General features: G+C 53.4%; 25 protein-coding genes and 1 riboswitch. Of the genes, 1 reads left to right on the top strand and 24 read right to left on the bottom strand.

Annotation, left to right across the window (positions count from 1 at the left end; translation table 11 throughout):
- Nucleotides 1-33: 33 nt before the first annotated feature.
- The 20 genes from whiA to R50912_RS00735 form a co-directional block, all read right to left on the bottom strand.
- Entirely contained in the window at nt 34-963 is a 930-nt protein-coding gene (gene whiA, locus R50912_RS00830; protein WP_039302402.1) for a DNA-binding protein WhiA, read from the bottom strand.
- A 19-nt stretch (nt 964-982) separates the two neighbouring features.
- Entirely contained in the window at nt 983-1924 is a 942-nt protein-coding gene (locus tag R50912_RS00825; RefSeq protein WP_042140618.1) for a gluconeogenesis factor YvcK family protein, read from the bottom strand.
- Between the two features lie 57 nt (nt 1925-1981).
- Nucleotides 1982-2881, bottom strand: a complete 900-nt coding sequence (gene rapZ / locus R50912_RS00820) for an RNase adapter RapZ (RefSeq protein WP_042231584.1) — start codon at nt 2879-2881, stop codon at nt 1982-1984.
- A 46-nt stretch (nt 2882-2927) separates the two neighbouring features.
- Complete coding sequence (locus tag R50912_RS00815) at nt 2928-3878, bottom strand: ROK family glucokinase (RefSeq protein ID WP_042231583.1); 951 nt, start codon at nt 3876-3878, stop codon at nt 2928-2930.
- Between the two features lie 239 nt (nt 3879-4117).
- Nucleotides 4118-5383: a DUF438 domain-containing protein gene (locus R50912_RS00810; protein ID WP_042231581.1), complete on the bottom strand. Its 1266-nt coding sequence runs from the start codon at nt 5381-5383 to the stop codon at nt 4118-4120.
- A gap of 14 nt (nt 5384-5397) precedes the next feature.
- On the bottom strand, nt 5398-5625 hold the full coding sequence (locus R50912_RS00805) for a DUF1858 domain-containing protein (protein ID WP_042231578.1): 228 nt from the start codon (nt 5623-5625) through the stop codon (nt 5398-5400).
- 168 nt (nt 5626-5793) lie between these two features.
- A complete protein-coding gene (locus tag R50912_RS32945) occupies nt 5794-6591 on the bottom strand; it encodes a class I SAM-dependent methyltransferase (protein WP_052415846.1) in 798 nt (265 codons plus the stop codon).
- Nucleotides 6592-6757: 166 nt separating this feature from the next.
- Complete coding sequence (gene thiC / locus R50912_RS00795) at nt 6758-8452, bottom strand: phosphomethylpyrimidine synthase ThiC (RefSeq protein ID WP_156122894.1); 1695 nt, start codon at nt 8450-8452, stop codon at nt 6758-6760.
- Between the two features lie 168 nt (nt 8453-8620).
- Nucleotides 8621-8727: riboswitch (TPP riboswitch) on the bottom strand.
- 72 nt (nt 8728-8799) lie between these two features.
- The gene (trxB, locus tag R50912_RS00790) at nt 8800-9753 is read right to left on the bottom strand and encodes a thioredoxin-disulfide reductase (protein WP_039302384.1); all 954 of its coding nucleotides are present in this window, start codon (nt 9751-9753) and stop codon (nt 8800-8802) included.
- Nucleotides 9754-9816: 63 nt separating this feature from the next.
- Nucleotides 9817-11562: a tetratricopeptide repeat protein gene (locus R50912_RS00785; protein WP_042231575.1), complete on the bottom strand. Its 1746-nt coding sequence runs from the start codon at nt 11560-11562 to the stop codon at nt 9817-9819.
- A gap of 245 nt (nt 11563-11807) precedes the next feature.
- On the bottom strand, nt 11808-12755 hold the full coding sequence (locus R50912_RS00780) for a ribose-phosphate diphosphokinase (protein ID WP_039302378.1): 948 nt from the start codon (nt 12753-12755) through the stop codon (nt 11808-11810).
- 22 nt (nt 12756-12777) lie between these two features.
- Nucleotides 12778-13605, bottom strand: coding sequence for a histidinol-phosphatase HisJ (gene hisJ, locus R50912_RS00775; protein ID WP_042231573.1), 828 nt, complete (start codon nt 13603-13605; stop codon nt 12778-12780).
- Between the two features lie 14 nt (nt 13606-13619).
- Nucleotides 13620-14336 (bottom strand): bifunctional phosphoribosyl-AMP cyclohydrolase/phosphoribosyl-ATP diphosphatase HisIE, encoded by a 717-nt coding sequence (hisIE, locus tag R50912_RS00770; RefSeq protein ID WP_042231571.1) that lies wholly within the window; start codon nt 14334-14336, stop codon nt 13620-13622.
- Entirely contained in the window at nt 14333-15091 is a 759-nt protein-coding gene (hisF, locus tag R50912_RS00765; protein ID WP_042231568.1) for an imidazole glycerol phosphate synthase subunit HisF, read from the bottom strand. The genes hisIE and hisF overlap by 4 nt, the downstream gene beginning before the upstream one ends.
- A gap of 51 nt (nt 15092-15142) precedes the next feature.
- Nucleotides 15143-15880, bottom strand: a complete 738-nt coding sequence (hisA, locus tag R50912_RS00760) for a 1-(5-phosphoribosyl)-5-[(5-phosphoribosylamino)methylideneamino]imidazole-4-carboxamide isomerase (protein ID WP_042231565.1) — start codon at nt 15878-15880, stop codon at nt 15143-15145.
- Between the two features lie 48 nt (nt 15881-15928).
- Entirely contained in the window at nt 15929-16552 is a 624-nt protein-coding gene (gene hisH / locus R50912_RS00755) for an imidazole glycerol phosphate synthase subunit HisH (protein ID WP_042231564.1), read from the bottom strand.
- 1 nt (nt 16553) lies between these two features.
- Nucleotides 16554-17165 carry an imidazoleglycerol-phosphate dehydratase HisB gene (gene hisB / locus R50912_RS00750; RefSeq protein WP_042231563.1) on the bottom strand — a complete coding sequence of 204 codons (612 nt, stop codon included), beginning with the start codon at nt 17163-17165 and terminating at the stop codon, nt 16554-16556.
- Entirely contained in the window at nt 17152-18462 is a 1311-nt protein-coding gene (gene hisD / locus R50912_RS00745) for a histidinol dehydrogenase (protein WP_042231562.1), read from the bottom strand. Before hisD ends, hisB begins: the two co-directional genes overlap by 14 nt.
- Before the next feature lie 143 nt (nt 18463-18605).
- Nucleotides 18606-19250, bottom strand: coding sequence for an ATP phosphoribosyltransferase (gene hisG / locus R50912_RS00740; RefSeq protein ID WP_039302355.1), 645 nt, complete (start codon nt 19248-19250; stop codon nt 18606-18608).
- 139 nt (nt 19251-19389) lie between these two features.
- Nucleotides 19390-20607: an ATP phosphoribosyltransferase regulatory subunit gene (locus R50912_RS00735; protein WP_042231560.1), complete on the bottom strand. Its 1218-nt coding sequence runs from the start codon at nt 20605-20607 to the stop codon at nt 19390-19392.
- 318 nt (nt 20608-20925) lie between these two features.
- Between R50912_RS00735 and gntK the strand changes: the two genes are divergently transcribed.
- The gene (gene gntK, locus R50912_RS00730) at nt 20926-22455 is read left to right on the top strand and encodes a gluconokinase (RefSeq protein WP_042241258.1); all 1530 of its coding nucleotides are present in this window, start codon (nt 20926-20928) and stop codon (nt 22453-22455) included.
- Between the two features lie 124 nt (nt 22456-22579).
- On the opposite strand, the gene R50912_RS00725 is transcribed toward gntK, so the two are convergent.
- From R50912_RS00725 to ppaX, 4 genes are all read right to left on the bottom strand, one after another.
- A complete protein-coding gene (locus R50912_RS00725) occupies nt 22580-23737 on the bottom strand; it encodes an acyltransferase (protein ID WP_042231558.1) in 1158 nt (385 codons plus the stop codon).
- 59 nt (nt 23738-23796) lie between these two features.
- The gene (locus tag R50912_RS00720; RefSeq protein ID WP_042231550.1) at nt 23797-25008 is read right to left on the bottom strand and encodes an acyltransferase; all 1212 of its coding nucleotides are present in this window, start codon (nt 25006-25008) and stop codon (nt 23797-23799) included.
- 304 nt (nt 25009-25312) lie between these two features.
- Entirely contained in the window at nt 25313-25822 is a 510-nt protein-coding gene (locus tag R50912_RS00715) for an acyltransferase (protein ID WP_039302348.1), read from the bottom strand.
- Nucleotides 25819-26472: a pyrophosphatase PpaX gene (gene ppaX / locus R50912_RS00710; protein WP_042231549.1), complete on the bottom strand. Its 654-nt coding sequence runs from the start codon at nt 26470-26472 to the stop codon at nt 25819-25821. The genes R50912_RS00715 and ppaX overlap by 4 nt, the downstream gene beginning before the upstream one ends.
- Between the last annotated feature and the right edge of the window lie 5 nt (nt 26473-26477).

The following is a 26477-nucleotide window of genomic DNA, read 5'->3' as shown; positions in this document are numbered from 1 at the left end:
ATTATAACCTCTACCGCACTAGAAAAAAAATAATCAACTGCCCCGCACCTTGTCAGCCAGCTCATCAATTTTGCGCAAACGGTGGTTTACGCCTGATTTACTGACGGTGCCGCCCAGCATATCGCCGACTTCCTTCAGGTTGATATCCGGGTGTGCAAGTCTGATTTCTGCAACCTCGCGCAGCTTATCCGGCAAGCTTTCCAGTCCCACCTCACGCTGCAGCAGCTTGATATTCTCGATCTGGCGTACCGCAGCGCTGATCGTTTTGTTAAGATTGGCCGTTTCGCAGTTGACGATCCGGTTGACCGAATTGCGCATATCGCGCATGATCCGCACATCCTCAAATTTGAACAGCGCCTGATGGGCTCCGATCAAACTTAAGAATTCAATAATCTTCTCGCCTTCCTTGATGTATAGGATGAAGCCTTTCTTGCGTTCTATGCAGCGGGCATTCAGGTGAAATTCACCAGCCAGCTCCACGAGCGCCTTACAGTGCTCCTCATACATCGAAGCAATTTCCAGATGGTACGAGGAACCCTCCGGATTATTCACCGAACCGCCAGCCATGAAGGCCCCGCGCAAGTAAGCACGCTTGCAGCAGTTCTTGCCGACGATTTCATCATCGATCCCATCGGTGAAGATGAAGCCTTCCGAGACAATCCGCAGATCCTTCAGGATCTCCTGAACCCGGTTTGGGATTCTTACGATATAGACGTTATTCTTCTTCAAACGCATTTTTTTACGCACGAGCAGCTCGATATGGACCTGGTAATATTTCTTAAGTAAAGAATATACCCGCCTTGCAATCGCGGCGTTCTCCGTCGAAATGTCGAGAACAACCTTTTTGCTCGAAAGCTGCACCGAACCATTCATCCGGATCAGCGCTGACATTTCCGCTTTCTCACAGCAGGGCTGGCTCTCGACCATCGTCAGCTCTTTTTTGGTAAGGGCCGCAAAAGACAAGGGGCTCACCTCTTTCATGTTAACTCTTTCTGTCAATCCAATCCTGAACCAGCTGGAAAATATGGTGGCTAAGCTTATCTGTATCATGCCGCAAATAAGTTTTAAATAATACCAGTTTGTCGGCAATCACCTTATATCCGTTGCCGTCAACGACATCGCGGTCAAGCTGCACCGGACGTGCGCCTTTCTCGGCATATTTGATCTGTACCTGCTCCGGGATCTCTCCATCGTTCACAATTACATAATCGAACAGATGCAGTCCGATATGGTCATATACCGCTTGAAGATGATCACTGACCGTATAATTATCCGTTTCACCTGGCTGGGTCATTACATTGCATACGAATATTTTGATCGCATCCGAGGCCACAACGGCTTCAGCCAGCTTCGGCACCAGCAGATTCGGCAGAATGCTTGTATACAGACTGCCCGGACCGAGCAGAATGGCATCCGCATTCCGGATCGCTTCCAGTGCCTCCGGCAGAGGCTCCACATCGGCGGGCTCCAGAAACACACGTTTGATTATACCGCCGGCCTCCGGTATTTTGGATTCGCCGGTAATCAGGGTTCCATCCGACATCTCGGCGTGCAGTACCACCGCTTCGCCAGCAGCGGGCAGCACCCGGCCACGGACGGCGAAAAGGCGGCTTAGCTCTCTGACCGCAGTAACGAAATCACCGGAGATGTCTGTCAGCGCTGCCAGAATTAGATTGCCCAGGCTGTGCCCGGCGAGACCCTCTCCGGTACTGAAACGGTAGCGCATGATCTGCGCCATCAGAGGCTCTACATCGGCCATAGCCGTCAGTACGTTACGGATATCTCCCGGAGGCGGCATTTGTAGCTCGCTGCGCAGAATCCCGGAGCTCCCCCCGTCATCTGCCACGGTTACGATAGCCGTAATATCCAGCGGCTTCTCCTTCAACCCCCGAAGCATAACAGACAGCCCGGTACCGCCGCCCATGACGACGATCTTCGGACGCTGCCCTTGTTCTTCAGTCACTACTCATCCCTTCTCTCGTCAATGCCGATCACGTTCGGAATCCCGATGGCTGATTGCTACCGATTCCGTCTCGCTTACCCCCAGCATTTTGCCCAGATATTCCGCAATGGCTACAGAACGGTGTTTGCCGCCTGTACAGCCGATGCCAATAATAATCTGGGATTTGCCTTCCTTGCGGTATTGCGGAATAAGAAATTGAAGCATGTCAAGCAGCTTGGTCAGGAACGTCTGCGTTTCAGGCCATTTCATCACATAGTCATACACATCGTTGTCTTGGCCTGTCTTGGGCCGCAGCTGATCCACATAATGCGGATTAGGCAGGAAGCGGACATCGAACACCAGGTCAGCATCAATCGGAATACCATACTTGAACCCAAACGAAGTAATATTAACGGAGAGGGTGCTTTTTCCGAGATGGGAAAACCGTGATACAATTTTTTCTTTAAGCTGTGCCGGCTTCATGCTGCTGGTATCCAGACACAGGGTAGCTGAATTCTTGAGCTCCTCCAGCATTTGGCGCTCCATCCGGATACCGTCAAGCGGCATGCCCTTGGGAGCAAGCGGGTGGTGACGCCGGCTCTCTTTGTAGCGTTGTACAAGCACTGAATCTGTTGCATCCAGGAAGAGAATCTCAAAGCCTATGGTCGACTCATCCTTGATATAGGCTAAAGACTCCGATAGAGCGGTGAAGAATTCCCGTCCCCTGAGGTCGATCACGAGCGCCACTTTGGCGATTTTGCCTTTGGACTGCTCAATCAGTTCGGCGAACTTCGGGATCAGCACTGGCGGAAGATTATCGACGCAGAAGAAGCCGAGATCCTCCAGGCTCTGCACTGCAATCGTCTTGCCTGCTCCCGACATGCCTGTAATGATAATCAGGGTGGCACGACCGGGCGAAAGTTGCTCAAGTTCGGTCATTACAGCGTCCCCTCCCTAAGGTTAGTATATGAATAATTCCTGCTCCTTAAGAACGCAGCAAAAGACCTGCCGCACCAATAATACCGGCATCATTGCCAAGCTCCGCAGGCACAATAGTAACACCCGTCTGCAGAGGCGCAGGTGTCAGCTTGGCGAAGACACGGCGGACTTCGTCAAACAGAATATCGCCGGCTTTGGATACGCCGCCGCCTACGATAAACACTTCCGGATTCAGTACAGCAGCCACCGCAGCCATCGATTTGCCCAGGTAGAATGCTGCGCGGTTCACAATACGCAGAGCGACTTCATCGCCTGCCTTGGCAGCGTCAAAGACTTCCTTGGCCGCAATCTTCTCCACCGTGGACAGAGTGGTGCGGTCCCCGCGGGCCACTGCATCATTCGCCATGCGGATAATGCCAGTCGCAGAGGAAACGGTTTCCAAACAGCCCATGTTCCCGCAGCCGCACTGGATAGCTTCCAGATCGGGAACTACTGTGATATGGCCAAGCTCTCCGGCCAGACCGGCAAAGCCTTGATACACCTTGCCATTGATAATAATTCCGCCACCTACCCCTGTACCCAGCGTATAGCAGACGCAATTCTCAATGCCGCGTCCTGCACCGCTCCAAGCCTCGCCCAGCGCAGCGACATTGGCGTCATTGTCTATTTTGACAGGCTTGTTCAAACGACCTTCCAGAATGGAACGGATCGGCACATCTCTAAATCCTATGTTGGGCGCAAGGATGATGATTCCTTCACGAATATTCGTAAACCCGGCAAGCCCGGCTCCCACACCGGCAAGCTGTTCCCAGGAATACGGAGAGTCCTCCACAATCAGGCGCACATACTTCTCGATATTATCGATAACGGCATCGACGCCGTCTGCGGTCCCCGTTGGACCTTCGTAAGTGTGCAGCAGGCTTCCCTCGGCATTGCAGATTCCAACCTTAATCGTGGTTCCACCTAAATCCACGCCAACGTAGATATGTTCAGACATGTTACAAGCCACCTTTTTCTATGCTAAAATAGTTAATCCTACGTACCCACTATAATAGAAGCCTCCCCTGCGGTCAAGGAAAGGCGATACACCCGGGGGAATGTTCTTCGGGAAGCGGTATGGGATGTTTTTACATGCTTCATCTGCGGACAACCCGCCTAACAAAAAGACCTTCTCACCGGGCAGGCAAGAAAGTCTGAAAGTAATCTTCTATTGCCCTGGTCCCTGTAAATCTGCCATTATTCCGACAAAATACGCTTTTGCCCCTCTAAGGCACGGATCGGAGCAATATTCTGTGTGAATTCCAGCGTCCCCATATAGCGGCCGGTCTCATCACGTACTGCGAAGTAGCGGATATAGATGAATTTATCTTTGATGGCAATCCAGAAATCCTCAGCATCCTTAACGCCTGCCTTGAAATCCGCCAGCAGCTTCTCCACCACATGTACGCTTTGCGGCGGATGACAGTTCTGCACCGTACGGCCGATAACCGCCTTGGTCCGGGCGAAGATCCGTTCCTTGCCATGCGAGAAGTAGCGGACCACATCGTTCTCATCGATAAAAGTCAAATCCACCGGCAGATGATTCATCATCGTCTCGAGTTGATGGAGCGACAGCAGTCCGGTCTCAAAACGGATGAAGCCCTGCGGCGATGCGCCTTCCCCTTCCCCTTCGTCCTGACTCTGGGCACCTTCCGGTTCAGCGGCACGCGCCGGAATCCATTCCTGCTCCGGCGCGGTCAGGCAGAAGCCGATCTCGTCACTTTCGCGGGCGATTTTGACCCATTCATCCTCAGTCAGCTTATCGAGCGCCATCGGCAGCAGAATATTCTCTTCTTTAAAGATCATCTCGTTGACTTCTTTGATAATCTCATCCAGTGAAGCTGCAATTTGCCCAGACTCTCCGTTATAAGCGCTGAGTCCTTTCTTAGCTTCCTTAATCATATTGCGGATCCCGTCATCCACGCCCCACATTACCTTGGTTGGGCCATAAATGCCGTACTTCTCTAAGTAAGGAAACAGCAGATTCTCCTTGCGGCTGTAATGCTTGTCGAGATCAAGCAGCAGACTCAGGTCTTCCAGCAGCTTGAAAATGATCTCTTCGCTGGCGTTCTTCTTGAACTTAGCTGTATGCAGCTCCAGCCGGAAGTTAACCAGCCGTTCAATCTCACGGTTCTCCAGCTTAAAGGTATGCACCGGATGTCCCGGCTGCTCTTCAGCCTTCGAGGAGCGGTGAATCTGCTCAATTGAGCCTTTGAAGATGGCTGTATGCACGGAGCATAAACGCTGCACCTCCTCTACGGGAATGCCCTCTTCGGTCATCAGGGAATGCTCCATGGCGGATATTTCGGCTACAGTCACATCGCCTACCGCTTCTGCAAAACGCGCCTTCACTTCCTCTACACTTTTACCCGCATGCAGCTCCTTGATGATTTCTCTCAGCATAGCCTGACGGCGTGTCTGCTCCGGTACATCCACTTCACGGTTATTAATCAGTTCGCTCATTATATTCTCTCCTTCTATTCAATAATCTCGAAGCCGTGCTGCTCAAAGGCCAGGCGAACGGTTTCCAGCTCTATTCTCTTTAATTTCATGCCCTTGGATAATGTCATGAACCTGCCTGCCGTCTGCAGCATTCCAGGCTTCGTTATATCATGGAAACCCAGACCGGCCATAATATCTACGGCTTCCGGGTGCCTGGTTACCAGCTCCAATATAGACTCATCTAGCTTCAACACTTTGCTCATGATTCTGCACACCTCACAATTGAGAATTCTTCTCAGCAACAGCTTAGCATAGGGCAAGGGGGTAAATTGTGATTGCAGTCACTAAGTATAAAATAACCCCACAACATATTAGCTTTTAAGGAAAAAGCTGCCCGTACGCCTGTTACAGCATAGGGACAGCTATGTATGTTAAGAATTCACAGAATTCAAGGCTTCAGCTATGAAAAGCGTACATATATAATTCCTTTGCAGGGTGCCGCCATTCCGGCCGATCAGCTTATGTAACCTGGCGCTTAATTCAATCTGCTCCGCTTCCTTCAGCCCGATGAACCCGTTGCAGGTCCGCAGGAAATTAACGAAGCTATCCGCGTCATCCCTGCTGTCCCAAGGATACCGGTAGACATCCGGTGCCCTGAAATCTCCGCTGCCGGTTAGCTCGGCTACTGTCCGTTCCACTCTCTGTTCAATTACATCCCGCTTATTAAACCAGAATACCTCATACTCCGCACAGACCTTGGCAATCTCTTGCTCCATCTCACTGTCTCCCTGCAGATAAAAATTCCAAAAGAGCGCGAGCCGCCCTCCCGGCTTCAGCAGCCTTCCGCATTTCGCATAGCCTTCCGGCTGCGGCACCCAATGAAAGGCTTGAGCGGAGAAGATCAGGTCGAAATCCTTCTCCGGCCCAGACCAGTGCTCGAATCTGGAGGTTACGAATCGCACGTTTTTATCCTTATGCTTCTGTCTTCCCAATTCCGCCAATTGCGGGCCCGGTTCAATACATAGCAGCTCATACCCGCGGTCCAGGAATAATTCGGAGGCTTTACCGCTCCCGGCACCGATCTCAAGAATTCTGGACTCCGTAGTCAGAGAGGCTTCTTGTACAATCTGCTCAATCAGGGCGAATGGATAACTGGGTCTATACCTATCATAGTATTCAGCCGCTTCATTGAAACGTTCGCTTTCCTTGAGCCAGTCCTTGTTCCTCATTTGATTCACTCCCTATCCTTGGATAATGCTATTTACGCCAACGCTTGTGCTTGGTTTCACATAATAGGGAGAATGAATCTTGTGCTATTCGAGCATAAGAAAAGCTGCCCTCACGCCTTTTACAGCATGGGACAGCAGGGAAATAGCTATACGAGACTTGCCTTTTTTACAGCGACCTGCTCAATCTGTAGGAATTACGGATATCATGCGAAATCCGCATGCTGCAGAATTTAGGACCGCACATAGAGCAGAAATGAGCTTGCTTCGCCCCCTCCGCAGGAAGCGTCTCATCATGATACTCCAGCGCCCTTTCCGGGTCCAGAGAGAGATGGAACTGGTCTCGCCAGCGAAACTCGAACCGCGCCTTGGACAGCGCATTATCCCTGTCCTGTGCACCCGGATGCCCCTTGGCGAGGTCTGCGGCATGTGCAGCAATCTTGTAGGTAATGACTCCCTCGCGCACGTCATTCTTGTTAGGCAGACCTAAATGCTCCTTGGGTGTAACGTAACACAGCATAGCCGTCCCGAACCAGCCGATCATCGCCGCCCCGATGGCTGAAGTGATATGATCATAACCGGGTGCAATATCGGTAGTCAACGGGCCAAGAGTATAAAATGGGGCTTCCCGGCAAATCTCGAGCTGCTTGTCCATATTTTCCTTAATCTTGTGCATCGGCACATGCCCCGGACCCTCAACCATTACCTGAACGTCATGCTTCCATGCCAAGGCTGTCAGCTCTCCCAGCGTCTCCAGCTCAGCGAATTGTGCTTCGTCATTGGCATCTGCAATAGAACCCGGACGCAATCCGTCCCCCAGAGAGAAGGCCACATCATACGTCTTCATAATCTCACATATAGCTTCAAAGTGTGTGTATAGAAAGTTCTCCTGCTGATGGGCAAGGCACCAAGCGGCCATAATCGAGCCGCCCCGTGATACGATTCCTGTCATTCTTCCGGCTGTTAACGGAATATAGCTCTTCAAGACTCCGGCATGAATGGTGAAGTAATCCACACCCTGCTCCGCCTGCTCAATCAGCGTGTCGCGATAGAGCTCCCAGGTTAAATCCTCGGCTATGCCGTTCACCTTTTCGAGCGCCTGGTATAAGGGCACCGTGCCGACAGGCACAGGAGAATTGCGTATAATCCATTCACGGGTGGTATGAATCTTAGAGCCGGTGGAGAGGTCCATGATAGTGTCTGCCCCCCAGCGGGTCGCCCACCGCATCTTCTCCACTTCCTCCTCAATAGAAGAAGACACCGCAGAATTTCCGATGTTCGCATTGATCTTCACCAGGAAGTTACGGCCAATAATCATCGGCTCGCTCTCGGGGTGATTGATGTTGGCCGGAATAATGGCCCGTCCGGCGGCTACCTCATCCCTTACGAATTCCGGCCGGGTATTCTCGCGGATCGCGATATACTCCATCTCCGGTGTAATGATCCCTTGACGCGCATAATACAGCTGGGTAACATTGCGGCCCGCACGTGCCCGCAGGGGGCTCCGCTGCAGCCCTGGATAAGCTTCTTCGGGTGGCCCACCCCTGCGGATTCCATTATCCTCCGGCTGCACAGCTCTTCCGGTGTATTCCTCCGAATCGCCACGCTCCGCAATCCAGCCTAAACGGTGCGGCGGCAGCCCCCTCCGAATGTCAGCTTCTTGCGCAGCATCGGTGTAAATTCCGCTGGTGTCATAGACACGAAGCGGTTCGTTCTCCTCTTCCCCGGCAACGCCCTCCGTTCTGCTGAGGCTGATCTCCCGCATCGGAACCTGAATATCCAGGCGCGAGCCCTCTACATACACTTTGCGGCTTGCAGGAAATCGGGAAAGGTCCACCTCTTCGTTCTTCATCATTTCTGGCATTCTAATCTCCTCCTCTTCGCTCTATGAGCCAATCAGATAAGATTTCACGCAGCAGACTGAGCCGAAGAATCATGTATAGCACAAGGCATACGAATTCTTGCAAGTCAAAAAGCCGCTCCACCTGGAGCGGCTTTATCAAAGGAACAGCCCAATAAGACTGTATTCAAAAAAGGTCCGACTCCACTTTCCTACGCTGGTATGATCCAGATCAGGTTCAAGGGTCCGGAAATTCACTTTTCCCGTCTCAGCCTATTCAGGCTCCCCTAGTGGGTATCTTATCTAATTAAATACATTCTACTGGTATAGGTTTTTTTTGTAAACCCGTCAATAACAAGAACCTTCTCCGGTTATTTATCGAGCGATTCGCTCCAGTCATGCACCATCGTGCCTTCCAGGAACTTCTCGGCATCCATGGCGGCCATACAGCCGGTTCCGGCTGCCGATATAGCTTGACGGTAACGCGTATCCTGCACGTCGCCGCAAGCGAATACACCGGGAATATTCGTCTCTGTGGTGCCCGGATTAACCACTATATAGCCATTGGCATCGGTGTTAATCTGCCCGCCTAAGAAAGCGGTATTCGGTGTATGTCCGATAGCGACAAATACACCATCCGCTTCCACCAGCTCCGTAAGTCCCGTCTCATTGTTAAGGACGGTGATGCCCTTAACCCCGGTATCACCAACGGTTACCTCCAGCGGCGTGCGGTTCAGTGCCCATGACACCTTGCTGTTGTCGCGCGCGCGGTCCTGCATGATCTTCGAAGCACGCAGCTCCGGACGGCGGTGAACCAGCGTTACGCTGGAAGCAAAGCGGGTCAGGAAGCTGGCTTCCTCCATCGCAGAGTCGCCGCCGCCGACCACGACAATTTTTTTGTTACGGAAAAAGAATCCATCACAGGTCGCACAGGTGCTGACCCCGCGTCCTACATTCTCCTGCTCACCCGGGATACCCAGGTATCTGGCGGAGGCGCCGGTCGAAATAATGACCGACTCCGCTTCCAGCACACCCATTCCGTCTACAGTCACCTTGAACGGACGCTGCGAGAAGTCCACCGACTCTACCCAGCCATTCTTGAATTCAGCGCCGAAGCGTTCGGCCTGCTTACGCATGTTGTCCATCAGATCAGGACCCAGAATTCCTTCAGGGAAGCCTGGAAAGTTCTCCACTTCTGTCGTCGTTGTCAGCTGTCCTCCCGGCTGCAAGCCTTCAATTACGAGCGGGCTCAGGTTCGCACGCGCCAGATAAATCGCGGCAGTCAGCCCGGCCGGGCCTGTTCCGATTACAATCGTTTTGTACATTACATTGGCCTCCTTACAAGTAGGTGTGAGAAACATATAGATTCTTATATTTGAAAAAAGGATTCAAATATTATTGGTGGACGGCGACAAGCCGTCCGTTCCCGGCAGCATGCCCTGGGTGTCGCATTCATTATCGATCCGCCGTGCATAGCGGCTTACCATGGAGACCGAGACGCCGTAACGCTGTGCCGCCTCGCGGAAGGTGACCGGACGCCCGTGCAGCCTGGCAGTCAGGTACTCCAGTGCCGCACACCAGCCGCCGTCATTGCGGAATAACGGTACATCCGGATACAGGCTGCCGATGAACTGCTTCCAGATAAACTCTGCATCCTTCTTCTGCGCAGCATCATACCTCCGGTCCATCATGGCCACCGTATGATCGATAATCCGCTGCCAGTCTTCCTTCCATTCAGCAGGGCCCTTGGGGCTGGAAGCCGCTTGCACCTGCTCTTCTTCAGGAGCTGCTGCTTCCAGATTCTCTCCAATCAGCCGCTGCAGGCTGAACAGCGCCGCCTCCTGCAGCCGGTCCTCCTGGAGCGGCTGATGCTCCAGAACTCCGCGCAGTACCTCGGACATCTCCTCATCCTCAATCCAGCGCAACGCTTCGGTCACCTGCAGCTTCGTGGAGGAATCACCGTAGCGCAGCGCCCAGAAGAACGAGGCGCGCAGCAGCGGATTGTTCCGTACTTCTTCGGTGAACTTGCCTGTATTCCCCTTCCACTGCTTGAGCTGCTCCTGGAAAGGCAATTGGTAATTATAGCTGACCGCAGGCATGGGTCTGTCTTCTCCACGGGCTTGCTGGAGCTGGGACAGGAAGAATGCCGGCACGGCCGACTCAGGGTCCAGCTTCGCAGCCTGTCTCCAGCAGCGCAGCGCTTCAGTGTAGAGGCCGCTGTTGCTGGCCGCTGCTGCGCAGTAATGATAGAGGCCGGCGTCCCCGGCGACCTCTTCATCCTTCAGCAGACGCCGGAAGTGGCTGTACGCTGCGGTATGCCTGCCCAGGATACCCATCGTGGTGGCCATTTTGAATACATGCTCCTGATGAAAAGGCACAGTGGCCTCAAGCATGCCCAGCAGAGAATCCAGCTGCTCCTTGTCACCTGCATACTGCAGGAAAATCGCCATATTGCATAGCGCATGCAGATTGCCGGGGTCCTGCTTCAGCACCTCGTTCAGGCATTCCTTCGCTTTGGCAAACCGGCCCATATAGAAATAAGCGAGGGCCAGGTTATTGTGCGCAGCCAGAAAGTCCGGTGAGGCCGCAATGATCTCTTCCAGCAGCTCTACGGCCTGGGGAAACTTGCCCTCCTCCAGCAGACTGCGGGCCCGGTCATGCTCGACCACACCCTCACGGCTGCGGATCCGCACAAGCGGAGCAGGACGGTTCAGCTCATATTGCAGCAGCTCCATCAGCTCTTCGGATTCAGCCATGAACTCGCCGCTGGCATCCTCCTCCAGATACGTGACCAGCGAACGCTCCGCCTCTTCAAAGCTTTCCATATTGGCGTAATTATTAGCCATATAGAAATGGCATTCGGTCATTGCGGGATCAATCTTCTCCAGTACATGGGTCAGAATCTCATTAGATGCTGTGTAATTACCCATCTCAGATAATATACCCGCCATGTTGCAATGATTCACCGGATTATCCGGCTCATATTCAACAGCTTTGCGAAAATTCTTTAATGCCTTATCATATTGAAAGCGGTCAAGCGACCGTACGGCTCTTTCAAAGAAAAAATTGGCATCCAGAGTGACCGGAATCACATTACCGCTGTCCGTATCATTCTCTGAAGTTTTCTCAATCATGGAAGCAAGGCACCTCCCTTTGTAAGCTTCCCTAGCCTAACGAAAAATAGGAGAGCGGTATCAAATATATACCCATACTCCCTGTCTTAAGTGTTCTTTTCGTTTCCATTTATGGACTTGGCTGTCTTCTTCACACAGTATACCACATGTGGAAGTGAGATTCTCAACCTGAGAGGAGAGTTAAGGGGAGGTAAAAGCTTGAAAAGTTGCTGCTGCAGCATAACTGTAAAAAAGAAACGCAGGGACTATATCCCCGCGTCTCTAAATAGCTTGTCTATGGAACCGCCTTCGATGATAATGCGTGTGGCCTCTGCCAGCATAGGTGCAACAGAGAGCACCGAGAATCTGCTGGAATGCTCATCCGGCAGCGCAATAGAATCCGTGACGACAATTTCGTCGATATTGGGATGATCCATCCGCTCCAGCGCGTCTCCGGAGAACAGCCCGTGCGTGGCACAGACGATGCTGTTCCGGGCCCCGCGCTCCTTCAGCCCTTCTACCACATTGACGATCGTGGTCCCCGTATCAATAAGATCCTCAATAATAATCGGCGTTCTTCCCTCAACATCTCCGATGACATGGGTAATTACCGATTCGTTATGGGCCGGACGTTTCTTGATCATGATGGCAAACGGAGAGTCCAGCCGGCTGGCCAGCTTCTCAGCCATGGAGGCGCGGCCCGCGTCGGGTGATACGACTACCAGGTCGGAGAGGCCTTTGATCTTCAAATAACCGCTGATCAGATCAAGCGCAGTCAGATGATCCACGGGAATGTTGAAGAATCCCTGGATAGCCGCTGCATGCAGGTCAATAGTTATCACGCGGGTAGCTCCTGCAGTGGTCAGCACATCGGCAACCATTTTGGCCGAGATTGGCTCACGCGGTGCAGATTTGCGCTCCTGCCGGGCATACCCGTAATAAGGAACGATAATATTTACTGTTCTTGCCGATGCGCGTTTGGCCGCGTCGATCATGACCAGCAGCTCTACAAACAGCTCGTTAATCGGATGAGCCAGGGATTGCACCAAAAATACGTCGCAGTTCCGGATGCTCTCTTCATAATGCACATAAATCTCGCCGCTCTTGAAACGTGTCAGCTTAATCAGGCCCAGCGGTGCGCCAAGGCGCTCCGCAATATCAGCGGCCAGCTTCGGATTCGACGAACCGGAAAAAATACGTAATTGATGATGCATAGTACCCTCCTGGGATTATAATTTATACTTCGAACGGAACGGATGTGCGGCGGCGTCCTTCGAACACAGCCAGTTCACGGAAGCCCGTGCGCCACAGCATTTCCCGCGCCTCCTGTAAGCCGTCTCCCAGCTTCAGAGGGTCATGGGCGTCTGAGCCCACGGTGAGCGGAATGCCGAGCGCAAGCGCCTGCTGAAGCACATGCTCCGCCGGGAACATCTCGGCACAAGGCTTAGTGAGCCCCGAAGCATTCAGCTCCATCGCGATTCCGCTGCCGGATATAACCTTAAGCGTCTCCAGCTCCAGTGCTCTGGCCTCGTCTCTTCCTTCCGGAGTCTGCGGCCCGTAACCGAACCTTTTGATGACATCCATATGTCCTATAATATCATATAATCCCGATAACGCCGACTTCTGTACTGCATCATAATATCGGCGGTAGACGCTCAACACGTCCTGGCCTTCCCAGCCATGGGTCTGCCGGTGGTCCGTAATATCCCATTCCCCGAGAAAATGCACCGACCCGATCAGATAGTCCCACGGATAAGGTGCTAAAAGCTCGCGGATCTGCTCTTCATATCCCTCGATATAATCCGCTTCAAGCCCCACCCGCAGCTCAATCGTTCCGCGGTAGCGCTCCTTCAGCGTAAGACATTCCTCTACATAACGCGGAAGCTCCGCAAGCGGCATAGCCATCTCGGGATAATAGTGCTCCGGATCTACATGGATAAGCGGCAGATGATCGGACAGTCCAAGCTGCTGCAGCCCGAGCGCTATGCCGCGCTGCACATACTCTTCAAGCTTCCCTACGGCATGGCCGCAGCGCTCATGGTGGGTATGGTAATCAATACGCATGCTGAACCTTCCTCCTAGTCCCGGCGAGGCCGTTCATGGCGGGCACTCAGCTCTTCCAGAATCTCATCCAGCGGAAGCTTCCGTTCCTGCAGCAGGACCAGTAAATGATAGATCAGATCGCTGACTTCAAGGCGAAGCTCGGCATTATCTTTATTTTTGGCGGCGATAATGGTTTCGGAGGCTTCTTCACCGACCTTCTTGAGAATCTTGTCGACGCCCTTATCGAACAGATAAGTAGTGTACGCTCCTTCCGGACGGTTCACTTCCCGCTCAGCAATTACGCGCTCCAGCTCACCCAGTACAGCAAAGCGGTCATCGCCTGCTGCTGCGGAGTTAACTGTACCTCCAGCTGCTTCAGCTGTTGCCGGTGAATCGAGGGGAATCTCGCGGAAGAAGCAGCTGTTCTCACCCGTATGGCAGGCCGGTCCTTCCGGCACAACTTTCACCAGTAGCGTATCGCTGTCACAATCGTAATGGATCGAGGTGATGGCCTGGGTATTGCCGGAGGTTCCGCCCTTATGCCAGAGCTCACTACGCGAACGGCTCCAGAACCAGGTCTGGCCGCTCTCGAGTGACAGCCGTAGTGACTCCGGATTCATATAGGCGAACATTAATACTTCCAGGGTACGGGCATCCTGTACCACTGCCGGCAGCAGGCCGGCTTCATTCCAGCGGATACCTGACAAAGCCTCCTGCTGGATCTGCGCTATGTCTTTCTTGTCCTCGCTCATCGGATCTCTACCCCTCTTTGCTTCAGATCAGCCTTCAAATCATGAATAGCAATCTCTTTATAGTGAAAAATCGTTGCCGCAAGTCCGGCATCTGCCTTGCCTGCGGTAAATACATCATAGAAATGATCCATTCTTCCCGCACCGCCGGAGGCAATTACAGGAATGCTCAGCAGATCGCTGACTGCTGCCGTCAGCTTCAGATCGAAGCCGTCCTTCGTGCCGTCGGCGTCCATGCTCGTAAGCAGGATTTCGCCCGCTCCCAGCCGTTCAGCTTCCTTGGCCCAGGTAAGCGCCCGGATACCGGTTGGCGTACGTCCACCGTGAGTGTACACTTCCCACTCGCCCCAAGCCTCATTATATTTGGCATCCATCGCCACCACAATGCATTGGGAGCCGAAGTGGCGGGCGCCTTCAAGAATCAGCTGCGGATTATTGACAGCTGCCGTATTAATGCCGATCTTGTCTGCACCAGCACGCAGGATCCGCTTCATGTCCTCAGGTGTCGAAATCCCGCCGCCCACCGTGAATGGAATAGCAATCTCCCCGGCAGTCTGCCGCACGACCTCGACCATAGTCGCCCGGCCTTCCACCGACGCGGAGATATCCAGAAATACCAGCTCATCTGCACCTTCGCTATCATATAAAGCCGCCAGCTCCACCGGATCTCCGGCATCGCGCAGATTTACAAAATTAACGCCTTTTACCACCCGCCCGTCCTTCACATCCAGACAGGGGATAATCCGTTTGGCTAACATCCAAGACCCCTCCTTCACAGGCTAACAAAAGTAATTACTAAGCCTGTAACCCTACGCCTTACCCAGCGCCTGCAGGGCTTCAGGCAGATCAATATTGCCGGTGTAGAGCGCCTTGCCGACAATCGCTCCACCGATCCCGCTACCGCTATGTACGCTCAGACGCAGCAGATCATCCAGACTGGTTACACCACCGGAGGCGATTACGGTTTTGCCGCTCGCCCCGGCCATGGACAGTATACCCTCCACATTCGGCCCCTGCATCATCCCATCACGGGAGATGTCCGTGTAGATGAAGGTCTCTGCACCCTTGGCTGCCAGCTCCTTAGCCAGATCCTCGGCGCGCACCTCGGAGGTATTCAACCACCCATGCGTAGCCACATAGCCGTTACGGGCGTCAATACCGATCGCTACCTTATCACCATACTTCGCGAGAACCGCCTCTGTAAAAGCATAATCATTGATCGCCGCCGTTCCAATAATGACCCGGCTGATGCCAAGACCCAGCAGCTTCTCCACATCCGCAAGCGTGCGGAGACCGCCGCCGACCTGAACCGGAACATTGGCATTCTTGGCAATGGCTCCGATGATGGCATCATTAACAGGATGCCCTGCCTTGGCGCCGTCCAGATCGACAAGATGGATAAACCGTCCGCCCTGCTCTTCCCAAGACTTAGCCACCTGAACGGGACTGTCGTTATAAATGGTTTCCTGGCTGTAATCCCCCTGCTGCAACCGGACACATTTGCCGTCCCGGATATCAATCGCCGGATATACGATAAAAGAAGACATGTAGCGTTCCCCGCTTTCATTACAATTTGCAATATAGTTATTCAGGCTTCACGCCTGCTCTCTTCCAAGCCGCAGGAAATTCCCCAGCAGCTTGATGCCAAGCTCGCCGCTTTTCTCCGGGTGAAACTGCATACCATACACATTGTTCCGTCCTACCACCGCCGTAACCGGATGACCATAATCCGTGACCGCCAGCAGGTCGCTGTCGGCAGCGGCCTGCACATGATAGGAATGGACGAAGTAGACATGCCCTTCTTCAAGGCCGGTCAGAAGCGGACTCGCCGGCTGGAGGAAGCCCAGCTTGTTCCAGCCCATATGCGGCACCTTGTAGCCGTCACGGGGTGCGAAGCGTACCACCGAGCCCGGCAGAAGATCCAGCCCCTTATGCTCGCCATGCTCCTCGCTGCTGCTGAACAGCAGCTGCATACCGAGGCATATGCCCAGCAGCGGCTGTCCCGCTTCAGCTGCAGCCTTAACTACAACATCCATTCCGCTCGCCCGCAGATGCTCCATCGCATCGCCGAATGCACCGACACCCGGCAGGATCACGCTGTCTGCCGCCAGAATCTCACCGGCATCTGCTGTCACCAGACTCGTATACCCCAGGCGTTCCACCGCCTTGCTGACACTGTGCAGGTTGCCCATGCCGTAATCGACGATTGCAACGGTCATGCTACAGCACTCCCTTCGTCGAAGGCACACCCTTCACCCGGGGGTCCACTTGTGTCGCTTCATCCAGCGCCCGTCCCAGTGCCTTGAAGACCGCTTCAATCATGTGATGGGTATTGGAGCCGTAATGTACAATGACATGCAGCGTAATTCTTGCTTCCAGCGCAAACTTCCAGAGGAATTCGTGAACCAGCTCCGTAGAGAAGCTGCCTACCTGTTGTGAAGGATACGTTGCCCGGTATTCAAAATGCGGCCGGTTGCTGATATCAATCACTACCTGAGCCAGTGCCTCATCCATAGGGACGAAGACACTCGCATAACGCTTGATGCCTTTTTTGTCGCCAAGCGCTTCCCGCAGCGCCTGTCCCAGACAGATACCGATATCCTCGACTGTGTGGTGATCATCGATATCGATGTCGCCCCGCGCCTGCACGCTCAGATCAAACTGTCCATGCTTGGTGAATAGATCCAGCATATGATTCAGAAAAGGCACATCGGTCTCCAGTTCGGAAACTCCGCTGCCGTCCACGCCAAAGGTCAACGCGATGTCCGTTTCGTTAGTTGTACGGCTAAGTCCGGCCTTGCGCAGCGCCGCTTCCTTATTATTGTTCTCCATTTCCGTCTCCACCTTTCGCTTCGTTCTCCAGCCGGATTTCTATTGCGCGGGCATGGCCTTCCAGGCCCTCACGCCGGGCGAGCTCCATAATCGCCGCCCCGTCCCGCAGCAGTGCTTCCTTGCTGTAATAGATCAGGCTGGATTTCTTAATGAAATCATCCACGTCCACAGGCGAGGAGAACCTTGCTGTGCCGTTGGTCGGTATAATATGGTTCGGTCCGGCGAAGTAATCGCCGACCGGCTCCGAGCTGTACGGACCCAGGAAGATTGCCCCGGCGTTCTCAATCGCGCCGGTCAGTGCCATCGGGTCCGCCACTACAATCTCCAGATGCTCCGGCGCCAGCCGGTTCACAATGGAGATGCCCTCTTCGAGCGATTCCACAACGATAATCGCGCCGTAGTTCTCTACCGAGGCCCGCGCGATAGCTTCGCGCGGCAACGTCTGCAGCTGCCGTTCTACTTCGGCAGCAACGGCCTCCGCGAGACGCTGCGACGGCGTCACAAGGATTGCCGAGGCCATCTCGTCGTGCTCGGCCTGCGAGAGCAGGTCGGCCGCGACGTAGGCGGCCTCGGCGGTATCGTCGGCGAGCACGACGATCTCGCTCGGTCCGGCGATGCTGTCGATATCGACAGCGCCGTAGACCTCGCGTTTGGCCAGGGCCACGTAGATGTTCCCTGGCCCGCAGATCTTGTCAACCGGCACGATGGATTCCGTGCCGAAGGCCAGGGCGGCGATCGCCTGCGCGCCGCCTACGCGGTATATCTCGTTTACGCCCGCTTCAGCGGCGGCAACGAGAATATAGGGATCGATGCCGCCCCCGCCGCCCGTCGAAGGCGGTGTAACCATCACGATCTCCGGCACGCCGGCGATCTGTGCCGGAATAACGTTCATCAGCACTGAGGACGGATACGCTGCCTTACCCCCGGGAACATAGACGCCCACCCGCTTCAGCGGGCGGATGATCTGTCCGAGGATCGTGCCGTCCGGCTGCAGATCCATCCAGGAATTGCGCTTCTGCCGCGCATGGAACGCACGGATATTGACGGCAGCTGCCCGGATTGCCGTCACGAAGGACTCCTCTACCCGGCCATAGGCTGCCTCTAGCTCCTCCTGCGTAACCCGCAGCTCCGCAGGCGTCAGCACTGCGCCGTCGAATCGCTCCGTATACCGAAGCAATGCCGCGTCACCTTCCTGTTTGATACCGGCCACGATTTCACGTACGGCCTTGTTCTGCTCCGGCGTGCCGTATTCTACTTCACGCTGCAGCTTAAACTCCTTACTGGACTGGACCTTCACCGCTGCTTCCCCCCTGAACTTTCTATTTACTAGCTTGGCTCAGCCGTAACTACGGACAATGTTTGGACTCCGCTCCTACAGTTCCAAACCTTCCCTTCGTCACTTCTATCCTTTTTTCATTTATTACAGTTCAATCTTACAGCTTACTTAATCTGCAGCTCCGGTCCTGCAATCACGGCCTGCAGGCGGTCACACAGCTGCTGGATTTCCTCATTCTTCATCCGGTAGCTTACCCGGTTAGCCACCAGGCGGCTGGTAATTTCGAAGATACTGGTCATTTCCACCAGCCCGTTATCCTTCAGGGTCTGGCCAGTCTCCACCATATCCACGATCCGGTCAGCCAGTCCAATCAGCGGCGCCAGCTCGATCGAGCCGTTCAGCTTCACAACCTCAACCTGCTGGCCCTGCTCGCGGAAGTACCGTGAGGCCACATTTGGATATTTGGTCGCTACCCGCTGCTGGATGCCAGGCTGCCAGTTCGGGAGTCCGATAATCGACATCCGGCAGCGGGCAATCCCCAGATCAAGCAGCTCGTACACATCACGGTTTTCTTCCAGCAGTACATCTTTGCCGACGATACCGATATCCGCTACACCATACTCTACATATGTAGGCACATCTACCGGCTTGGCGAGAATAAACTCCATTCCGGCTTCCGGCAGTGAAATCACCAGCTTGCGTGATTCTTCCCCGTCCGGAGGAATCGGCAGTCCCGCCTTGCGGAACAGTTCTGCCGCTTTGTTGTAAATCCGGCCTTTCGGCATGGCTACCTTAAGAATCTGTGCCATTCATACCCGCCTCCGTTTCTATTTCCGCTACCATATATACATGCAGAGATTACTTGGGTTCACATGTTCCTTCATTTCACGTATTGTCACCTATTGCTTCATTCCACATTTATGAGATCAGCCAATCAACCTGCTCCGCTCAGCCATGCTCGCTGATAAAAGACACGAATGTATAAATCTCTCCGTAACGTTCGCCCTCTGCCTCTACGGTATCCGTATCCAGGCGCTTCACGACCTTCAGCTCTTCCGGGCCTGCCGCCAGCCGGGTTACCACAGCGTGGCCCTCATTCCGCAGTCGGGCCGCCTCAGCAAGACCTTCCTGACGCCGCAGGGCATCATACTGGACCAGTACCGGAAGTTCTTCCTCTTCGGGTACTCCGGATACACCATCCAGAATACGGTTGGTCTTCAGCGAGAAGCCTGTCGACGGAATCGGGCGTCCAAACTGCTGAAGCAGATTGTCGTACCTTCCGCCGCTGCATACCGGGAAGCCCAGCTCAGAAGCATAACCTTCAAACGTCATGCCCGTATAATAGGAGAAATCACCGATCATCGTCAGATCAATCAGCACATGCTGAGAGACGCCGTATGCGACAAGCACCTCCCATACCTTGCATAAATGCTCAATGGAAGCTCGTGCCAGTGGATGGCTGCTGAGCTCCAGCGCCTGTCCGCAAATTTCCTTGCCTCCCCGCAGACGCAGCAGTCCGTCCAGTTCCTTCTTCTGGGCTTCAGGCAGTTCCAGGCGGCGCAGCGTCTCCCGGAAAGCGACATAATCACGGCCCAGCAGATGACTCTTCAGCTCCTCCTGGGCCTGCGGGAGGCCGGACACCGCTTCCTGGAACAGACCGTCGAGGAAGCCTACATGCCCTATCGCAATTTTAAAAGACTTCACTCCCGCGGCCTCCAGCGAGGCAATTGCCAGTGCAACGACCTCAGCATCCGCCTCTGGTGAATCATCTCCGACAAGCTCCACTCCGGTCTGGAAGAATTCTGCTTCCCGGCCGGCCTCCTCTTCGATAGCACGGAAGACATTGGCATGATAGGACAGACGCAGCGGCAGCGGTTCGTCCTTCAATAATGAGGAGACTACGCGGGCAACGGGCGCTGTCATTTCCGAACGCAGCACGAGTGCCTGACCGCGGTTATTCAGTAATTTATACAACTTCTGGTCTGACGTGGAACTGGCCACACCGACCGTATCGTAATATTCAAGGGTGGGAGTAATCATCTGGCGGTAGCCCCAGCGGCTCATGCAGTGCAGCACATCGTTCTCAATCTTGCGCAGCTTCGTTACCGCCCGTGGGAGATAATCCCGTACGCCGGCAGGCTTTTCGAATCCCTTTGGTTTGGACATCTTCACTTTTCACCTCATCAGATATCATAAGAAGTACCTTTAATCACTTTAATATGGTAAAGTGGTAGTAAACTAAAGCAGTGGTAATATCGTATCACGGACTATCCTTTTGCGTCAACATTCGCCTTCTATACCCGCCGGTTTCGGAAGCTTAGGCTATATGTTAAGGAGCGCCTACCAACCCTCTCTTTGCCACCGTGCTTACCTGCGAATATAATAAGCTGTATATAATATAATTGTACTTTATTTCCTGCATTAAGTATTCCCGGTATCTATTTCAGAGCAGAAAGAAGGACTGACGGCTTGAGTACATCCTATATGATCGGCGTTGATATTGGAACTACCAGCACCAAGGCTGTCCTCTTCGAGGAGAACGGAACAATCGTCACACAGAGCAACCAAGGCTATCCGCTGCATCAGCCTTCCCCTTCTGTCGCAGAACAAGACCCTGATCAGATTCTGAAGGCTGTACTGCACACTATCTCTTCAGTCATGCAGGACAGCCAAGTCCCTCCTGGACTGGTTCTGCTTGTCTCCTTCAGCTCGGCCATGCATAGCGTCATTGCTGTAGATTCTTCCGGCAAACCGCTGACCGCCTGCATCACATGGGCCGATAACCGGAGCAGCGCCTATGCCCGGCGGCTGAAGAATGAACTGAACGGGCATGAGCTGTACATGCGCACAGGAACGCCCATTCATCCTATGTCTCCGATCACCAAGCTGATGTGGCTTGGTGAGGAGTACCCGGAGCTGTTCAGCCAGACCCATAAATTCATCTCCATTAAAGAATATATCTTCTTCAAGCTGTTCGGCAAATATGTAATTGATCACTCCATTGCCTCTTCTACAGGCATGTTCAATCTGGAGAAGCTTGACTGGGATGCTGAGGCGCTCCGTATCGCCGGGATCACTCCAGAACGTCTATCAAGACCGGTGCCCACCACGCAAATCCTGCAGGGGCTGCTTCCGGGGCTACCCGAAGAGCTTGGACTTCTGGCCGCCACACCGTTTGTCGTAGGCGCCAGTGACGGTGTCCTATCCAATCTGGGGGTCGGTGCCATAGAGCCGGGAGTTATTGCCGCCACTATTGGGACCAGCGGAGCCATCCGCACCGTGGTCGACCGGCCGCTGACCGACCCGAAAGGGCGGACCTTCTGCTATGCACTAACGGACAAGCACTGGGTTATTGGCGGCCCCGTGAATAATGGCGGCATGCTGTTCCGCTGGGTGCGTGATGAGTTCGCCGCCTCTGAGGTAGAGACCGCGAAGCGCCTCGGTATTGATCCTTATGAGGTCCTGACCCGGATCGCCGAGCAGGTACCGCCAGGCAGCAATGGCCTGCTCTTTCATCCGTATCTGACCGGTGAGCGTGCCCCGCTGTGGAACCCCGATGCGCGCGGCTCCTTCTTCGGACTGAGCATGAATCACCGCAAAGAGCATATGATCCGCTCTGTGCTGGAGGGTGTAATCTTCAATATGTATACCGTACTGCTCGCTATGGAGGAAATTATCGGCCAGCCGGGCAGAATTCTGGCTACCGGCGGTTTCGCCCGCTCCGCTCTATGGCGGCAGATGATGGCGGATATATTTGACCAGGAGGTTGTAGTTCCCGAGAGCTTCGAGAGTTCCTGCCTTGGCGCCGTGGTACTTGGGCTGTATGCCATAAGCCGAATAGATTCCTTCGATGCCGTTTTCGGGATGATCGGCTCTACTCACCGCCATGAACCGGTCCCGGCCCATGCCAAAGTCTACAAACAACTGCTACCGATCTATATCTCCGTCTACCGCAGCCTGGAAGACCAGTATGAAGCAATTGCCGAATTCCAGCGTGAACAAGCCGGCGAATAAACCCGCAGCCTGATAATATATGAATAAAAGCGCCAGACAGCCCGCATCTGCGGCCAGTCGGCGCTTTTATCATTCCTGATTTGAAATCTCATTTAATCCAGCATCTTAGCATTGAGGCGCACGGTCACAATGTTGCTTTTGGCGCCCGCTTAACCTTCTGCGGCCCAGAACCAAACAGTACCCAGGCCGGCTTCACATAACGGAAGACGAGGGCAACGACCAGCCAGGAGCCGGCGAAGGCCACCAGCCAGCCCCCGGCAATGGCAGCAGCGTAGGCAAGCGATCCGCCGTGCAGCGGCAGCTTTCTATAGAAGAAGAGCAGCGCCGGATGCAGCAGATAAATCCCGAACGAGCAGGCTCCGGCAGAGATCAGCAATCTTGTCAGCAGGCTGCGGCCCGCTCCATACAGCAGGAAGGACAGCTGGAACAGCACAAGACAAGAGAGCAGCGCATGAAGATTGGAGAAGCCTTCATACCATAGACTGTTGATGACCGTCTTCTTCGTATAATTGTTGAACCACAGCTCCACATGAACGATTCCTGCAGCGATCCATAAGAACCACAGCACAATCCAGCTTGCACCCTTACCGGAGCGCCACCCTTCGCGGGTAGGAATCAGCCACTTTTTCAGAGAGCTGTAATATACAGCAATCGCCGCACCGAGCAGGAAATAAGAGAAGTACGTTATTGCAAGACTGCCCTTGGACAGCTGCCAGTATCCGTGATTAGCCATATATTTGTTCAGCAGCACGAATCCCCACTGCAAGGCAAGTCCGATGAGCGGTGCCCACGCCGCCAGACGGCGGGCCTTTTGCAGACACCAGAGCATGAGCGGGAACAGAACATAGAACTGGATAATGATAATAATATAGTACAGATGGGTATACGCCGTACCCGTCCACAGATATTTGCCGAATTTGACCACCTGCTCATTAAGAGGCATACCCCATGTATGCCCGGCAGTCATTTTCAATATAAAGTACAGCACCGAAAAAATAAGATAAGGCACAATAATATAAATCAGCCTTCGGCTATAGAATTTCGCGAGTGTCTTCCCGCCCAGCGGACGGTCAATATAGTTGTAGAACAGCACGAACCCGCTTAGGAATACAAACGAAGGTACAGCGAACTGACTGAACTTGTTTAGGAACAGAAACGGATGAAACAAAGAGGTATCCAATGTTTCCGCCAGTGTCCGCGAAGTAGCATGAATCGCTATGACAGCAATAATCGCTATCGCCCGGAATACATCAAGCTGTGGTATTCTTTCCTTTTGAGCCATTATCTTTCCTCCTGCCTAGACCCTCATCCCTGATGCCTGATTAGGGTTCTGTTGAACTCTCATGACTTACTGATATCTTTACCTTCGAGCACTCTATATGTGCTCCCGCGCACAGGCTTGTCCTTCACCGGAGGGGCAAGTGAACGCGGTATGTTCCCGAATACCACCCAGGACAGGCGGATGCGGCGGAACGCAAACTGCACAAGCATCCAGCTACCTGCCAGCGCCACAGCCAATCCTCCGTAAATATAGAATACATAGGTTAATGAATCTGTAGGAATTCCCGTTCCGAATCTTCTATACACTGCAAGCAGCAGAGGATGGATCAGATACACCGCAAATGAAATCTCACCTAGCCGGGTCAAAATAGCAACGACCACCTTCGGTGCCCTGCGGTAGATAAGAAAGGTGGCATACAGCAGCACCAGCGCTGACAGCATCGTATGTATATTCCAGAGCAGTTCGTACCACAGCGAGTCCGTCCATATCCCGAAGTGGCGGGCTCTATACCATAACTGTACATGCGTGAAGGCTGCTACGAGCCACAATGTAACAAGCAGCAGGATAAGCACTTTATGCCTGGCAGCCAGTTCACGCCAAGGCTTCATCAGCCACAGCTTGATCGCTTCGAAATTAATGGCGATATAGGCGCCCAGCATATAGTATGCCAGATACGAGATCGACAAGCTTCCTTTTTCCACAATATGCAGCTGATACTTGTTCCAGATAATGAATACCCACTGCAGCGCAAGTCCAATCGGAAAAGCCCAGCGCACCCACAGCCGTGAGCTCTGCAGCAGCTTAAGCAGCAACGGAAACAGCAGGTAGAACTGGATACTGATGAATACGAAATACAAATGTGCATACGCCGAACCCGTAAATAAGGCACCCAGGAAGCCGGAGATGCTCTGTGCCAGAGGCTGTGTCAGCATACCATTCACGTACAGGGTCAATCCGTAATAGCCGATGGATACAAGCATATAGGGAAGCAGAATGTACTTCAGCCTGCGGCGGTAAAAGCTTCCGATCAGGCTCCGCGTCACGGGCCGCCCGTAATAATTATAGAACAGCACAAAGCTGCTTAGAAAAATAAACGACGGTGTACCGAATTTAAAAAAAATGTTGATCCAGTTCAGCCAGTAATAATAGGGTGACTGGAGTGCCATTTCTCCGGCCGCAAAAGATGATGAGTGGACATGCATTACGCCCAATATCGCCAGAGCACGGTAAATATCCAGCTGGGGCAGACGTTCCTGTTTTGCTGCATTCACTTTAAGATTCCTCTTCTCTGCTATGATGGCTGTTCATAGACGCCAAGCGGAAGTGATACCTATCAGGAAGTCTGCCCCTGCTGATTATTTCATTCTGATATGTGCTGCGCGTCCGTATGCGGAAGGATCCGCTCCTGCACTTACAAGTATATCGCCAATATATACTCGCCGAACACTTAAAGGTTGCTTATGCTTGCTTAAGATTTCTTAATTGCCTCAGGCTGCGAAGTTTACACAAGAAACCCTGCAGCTCCTGCGCAGATACACGCAATATGAAACTGCAGGGTAAGAGGTTACCTGGTGATTATTCTTCTACAGCCTTCTCCGCTGATCCCGGCGGACGCAGCTCACGCAGCGGATTGCCCCCGACGAACGAGCCCGCAGCTACATCCTTATGCACGACAGAACCCGCGGCGACAACCGCCCAATCTCCAATTGTTACGCCGGGCAATATCGTTGTGTTAGCTCCAATCAGGACGTTCTCCCCGATAATGACTTCACCCAGCCTGTATTCTTTGATGAGGTATTCATGGGCAAGAATGGTCGTATTATAGCCGATGACCGAGTTCTCACCGACGGAAATTTTCTCCGGAAAAAACACATCCACCATCGCCATTAGCCCAAACGCAGTATGCTTGCCCACCTTCATGCCGAGTACCCTGCGGTAAATCCAGTTCTTGAGCGGCAAGACCGGACAGTAGCGGGCAATCTGGATAAAAATAAAATTGCGTACGCCCTTCCACGGGCTCACCGTACGGTAAATATACCAGAGCGAATTATGGCCCTCTACTGGATAGCGGGTTAACTTTCTCACGGCTGTTTCGTCTCCTGCTCCACTATTGTATACAAGTCTTTCATGTCATGGATGATGTAATCGGGGCCGTACTTACGTAACGTGTCCTCACCTTTAAGAGACCAGGCAACCGCAGCTACACGCACACCCGCGGCCTTGGCAGATTGAATATCGACCGCACTGTCACCTACCATGAGGGTTCTGGCCGGATCAACACCCAGATTAGCAACCGCGGTTAGAACAGGCTCCGGATGCGGCTTCGCCTGACTGACATCATTGACCGTCACAATTGTCTCCATATACTTCAGCAGATCGAACATTTCCAGCGCTTTAAGTGTAGTTGGACGAATCTTCGTTGTCACAATCCCGAGCTTTATTCCCCGGCTTAACAGCCCTTCCATTGTCTCATTCACATGTGGAAAAGAACGAATTAGCTCATCATGATGCGCATAATTATATGAACGGTAAGAAAGCTCCAGCACGCTTGTGTCCTGCAGACCGGAGAACGCGCTCATCTGCTGCTGGAGCGTAGTTCCCATATGGGGAATAATTTCTTCCCGGGTTAGAGCCGGGAGGTTATTCTCCTTCAGCGCATGCATGAACGAGCTGATGATCAGCTCATTAGTATTCACAATCGTTCCGTCCAAGTCAAATAACACGCATTCTATCATTAGTT

It is taken from the genome of Paenibacillus sp. FSL R5-0912 (genome assembly GCF_000758605.1).
Classification (GTDB): domain Bacteria; phylum Bacillota; class Bacilli; order Paenibacillales; family Paenibacillaceae; genus Paenibacillus_AQ.
This window is presented reverse-complemented; position numbering and strand designations above follow the sequence as displayed.

Coding starts and splice junctions, on each gene's coding strand:
- rapZ (WP_042231584.1), bottom strand. CDS start 2,881: ATGACCGAACTTGAGCAACTTTCGCCCGGTCGTGCCACCCTGATTATC.
- R50912_RS00815 (WP_042231583.1), bottom strand. CDS start 3,878: ATGTCTGAACATATCTACGTTGGCGTGGATTTAGGTGGAACCACGATT.
- R50912_RS00805 (WP_042231578.1), bottom strand. CDS start 5,625: ATGAGCAAAGTGTTGAAGCTAGATGAGTCTATATTGGAGCTGGTAACC.
- R50912_RS00810 (WP_042231581.1), bottom strand. CDS start 5,383: ATGAGCGAACTGATTAATAACCGTGAAGTGGATGTACCGGAGCAGACA.
- R50912_RS00825 (WP_042140618.1), bottom strand. CDS start 1,924: ATGGGCGGCGGTACCGGGCTGTCTGTTATGCTTCGGGGGTTGAAGGAG.
- hisIE (WP_042231571.1), bottom strand. CDS start 14,336: ATGAGCGAGGACAAGAAAGACATAGCGCAGATCCAGCAGGAGGCTTTG.
- R50912_RS00785 (WP_042231575.1), bottom strand. CDS start 11,562: ATGATTGAGAAAACTTCAGAGAATGATACGGACAGCGGTAATGTGATT.
- ppaX (WP_042231549.1), bottom strand. CDS start 26,472: ATGATAGAATGCGTGTTATTTGACTTGGACGGAACGATTGTGAATACT.
- hisH (WP_042231564.1), bottom strand. CDS start 16,552: ATGACCGTTGCAATCGTCGATTACGGCATGGGCAACCTGCACAGTGTC.
- gntK (WP_042241258.1), top strand. CDS start 20,926: ATGATCGGCGTTGATATTGGAACTACCAGCACCAAGGCTGTCCTCTTC.
- hisF (WP_042231568.1), bottom strand. CDS start 15,091: ATGTTAGCCAAACGGATTATCCCCTGTCTGGATGTGAAGGACGGGCGG.
- hisG (WP_039302355.1), bottom strand. CDS start 19,250: ATGGCACAGATTCTTAAGGTAGCCATGCCGAAAGGCCGGATTTACAAC.
- R50912_RS00780 (WP_039302378.1), bottom strand. CDS start 12,755: ATGCATCATCAATTACGTATTTTTTCCGGTTCGTCGAATCCGAAGCTG.
- hisA (WP_042231565.1), bottom strand. CDS start 15,880: ATGTCTTCTTTTATCGTATATCCGGCGATTGATATCCGGGACGGCAAA.
- trxB (WP_039302384.1), bottom strand. CDS start 9,753: ATGTACAAAACGATTGTAATCGGAACAGGCCCGGCCGGGCTGACTGCC.
- hisB (WP_042231563.1), bottom strand. CDS start 17,165: ATGGAGAACAATAATAAGGAAGCGGCGCTGCGCAAGGCCGGACTTAGC.
- R50912_RS32945 (WP_052415846.1), bottom strand. CDS start 6,591: ATGAGGAACAAGGACTGGCTCAAGGAAAGCGAACGTTTCAATGAAGCG.
- R50912_RS00725 (WP_042231558.1), bottom strand. CDS start 23,737: ATGGCTCAAAAGGAAAGAATACCACAGCTTGATGTATTCCGGGCGATA.
- hisJ (WP_042231573.1), bottom strand. CDS start 13,605: ATGCGTATTGATTACCATACCCACCATGAGCGCTGCGGCCATGCCGTA.
- R50912_RS00735 (WP_042231560.1), bottom strand. CDS start 20,607: ATGTCCAAACCAAAGGGATTCGAAAAGCCTGCCGGCGTACGGGATTAT.
- thiC (WP_156122894.1), bottom strand. CDS start 8,452: ATGCCAGAAATGATGAAGAACGAAGAGGTGGACCTTTCCCGATTTCCT.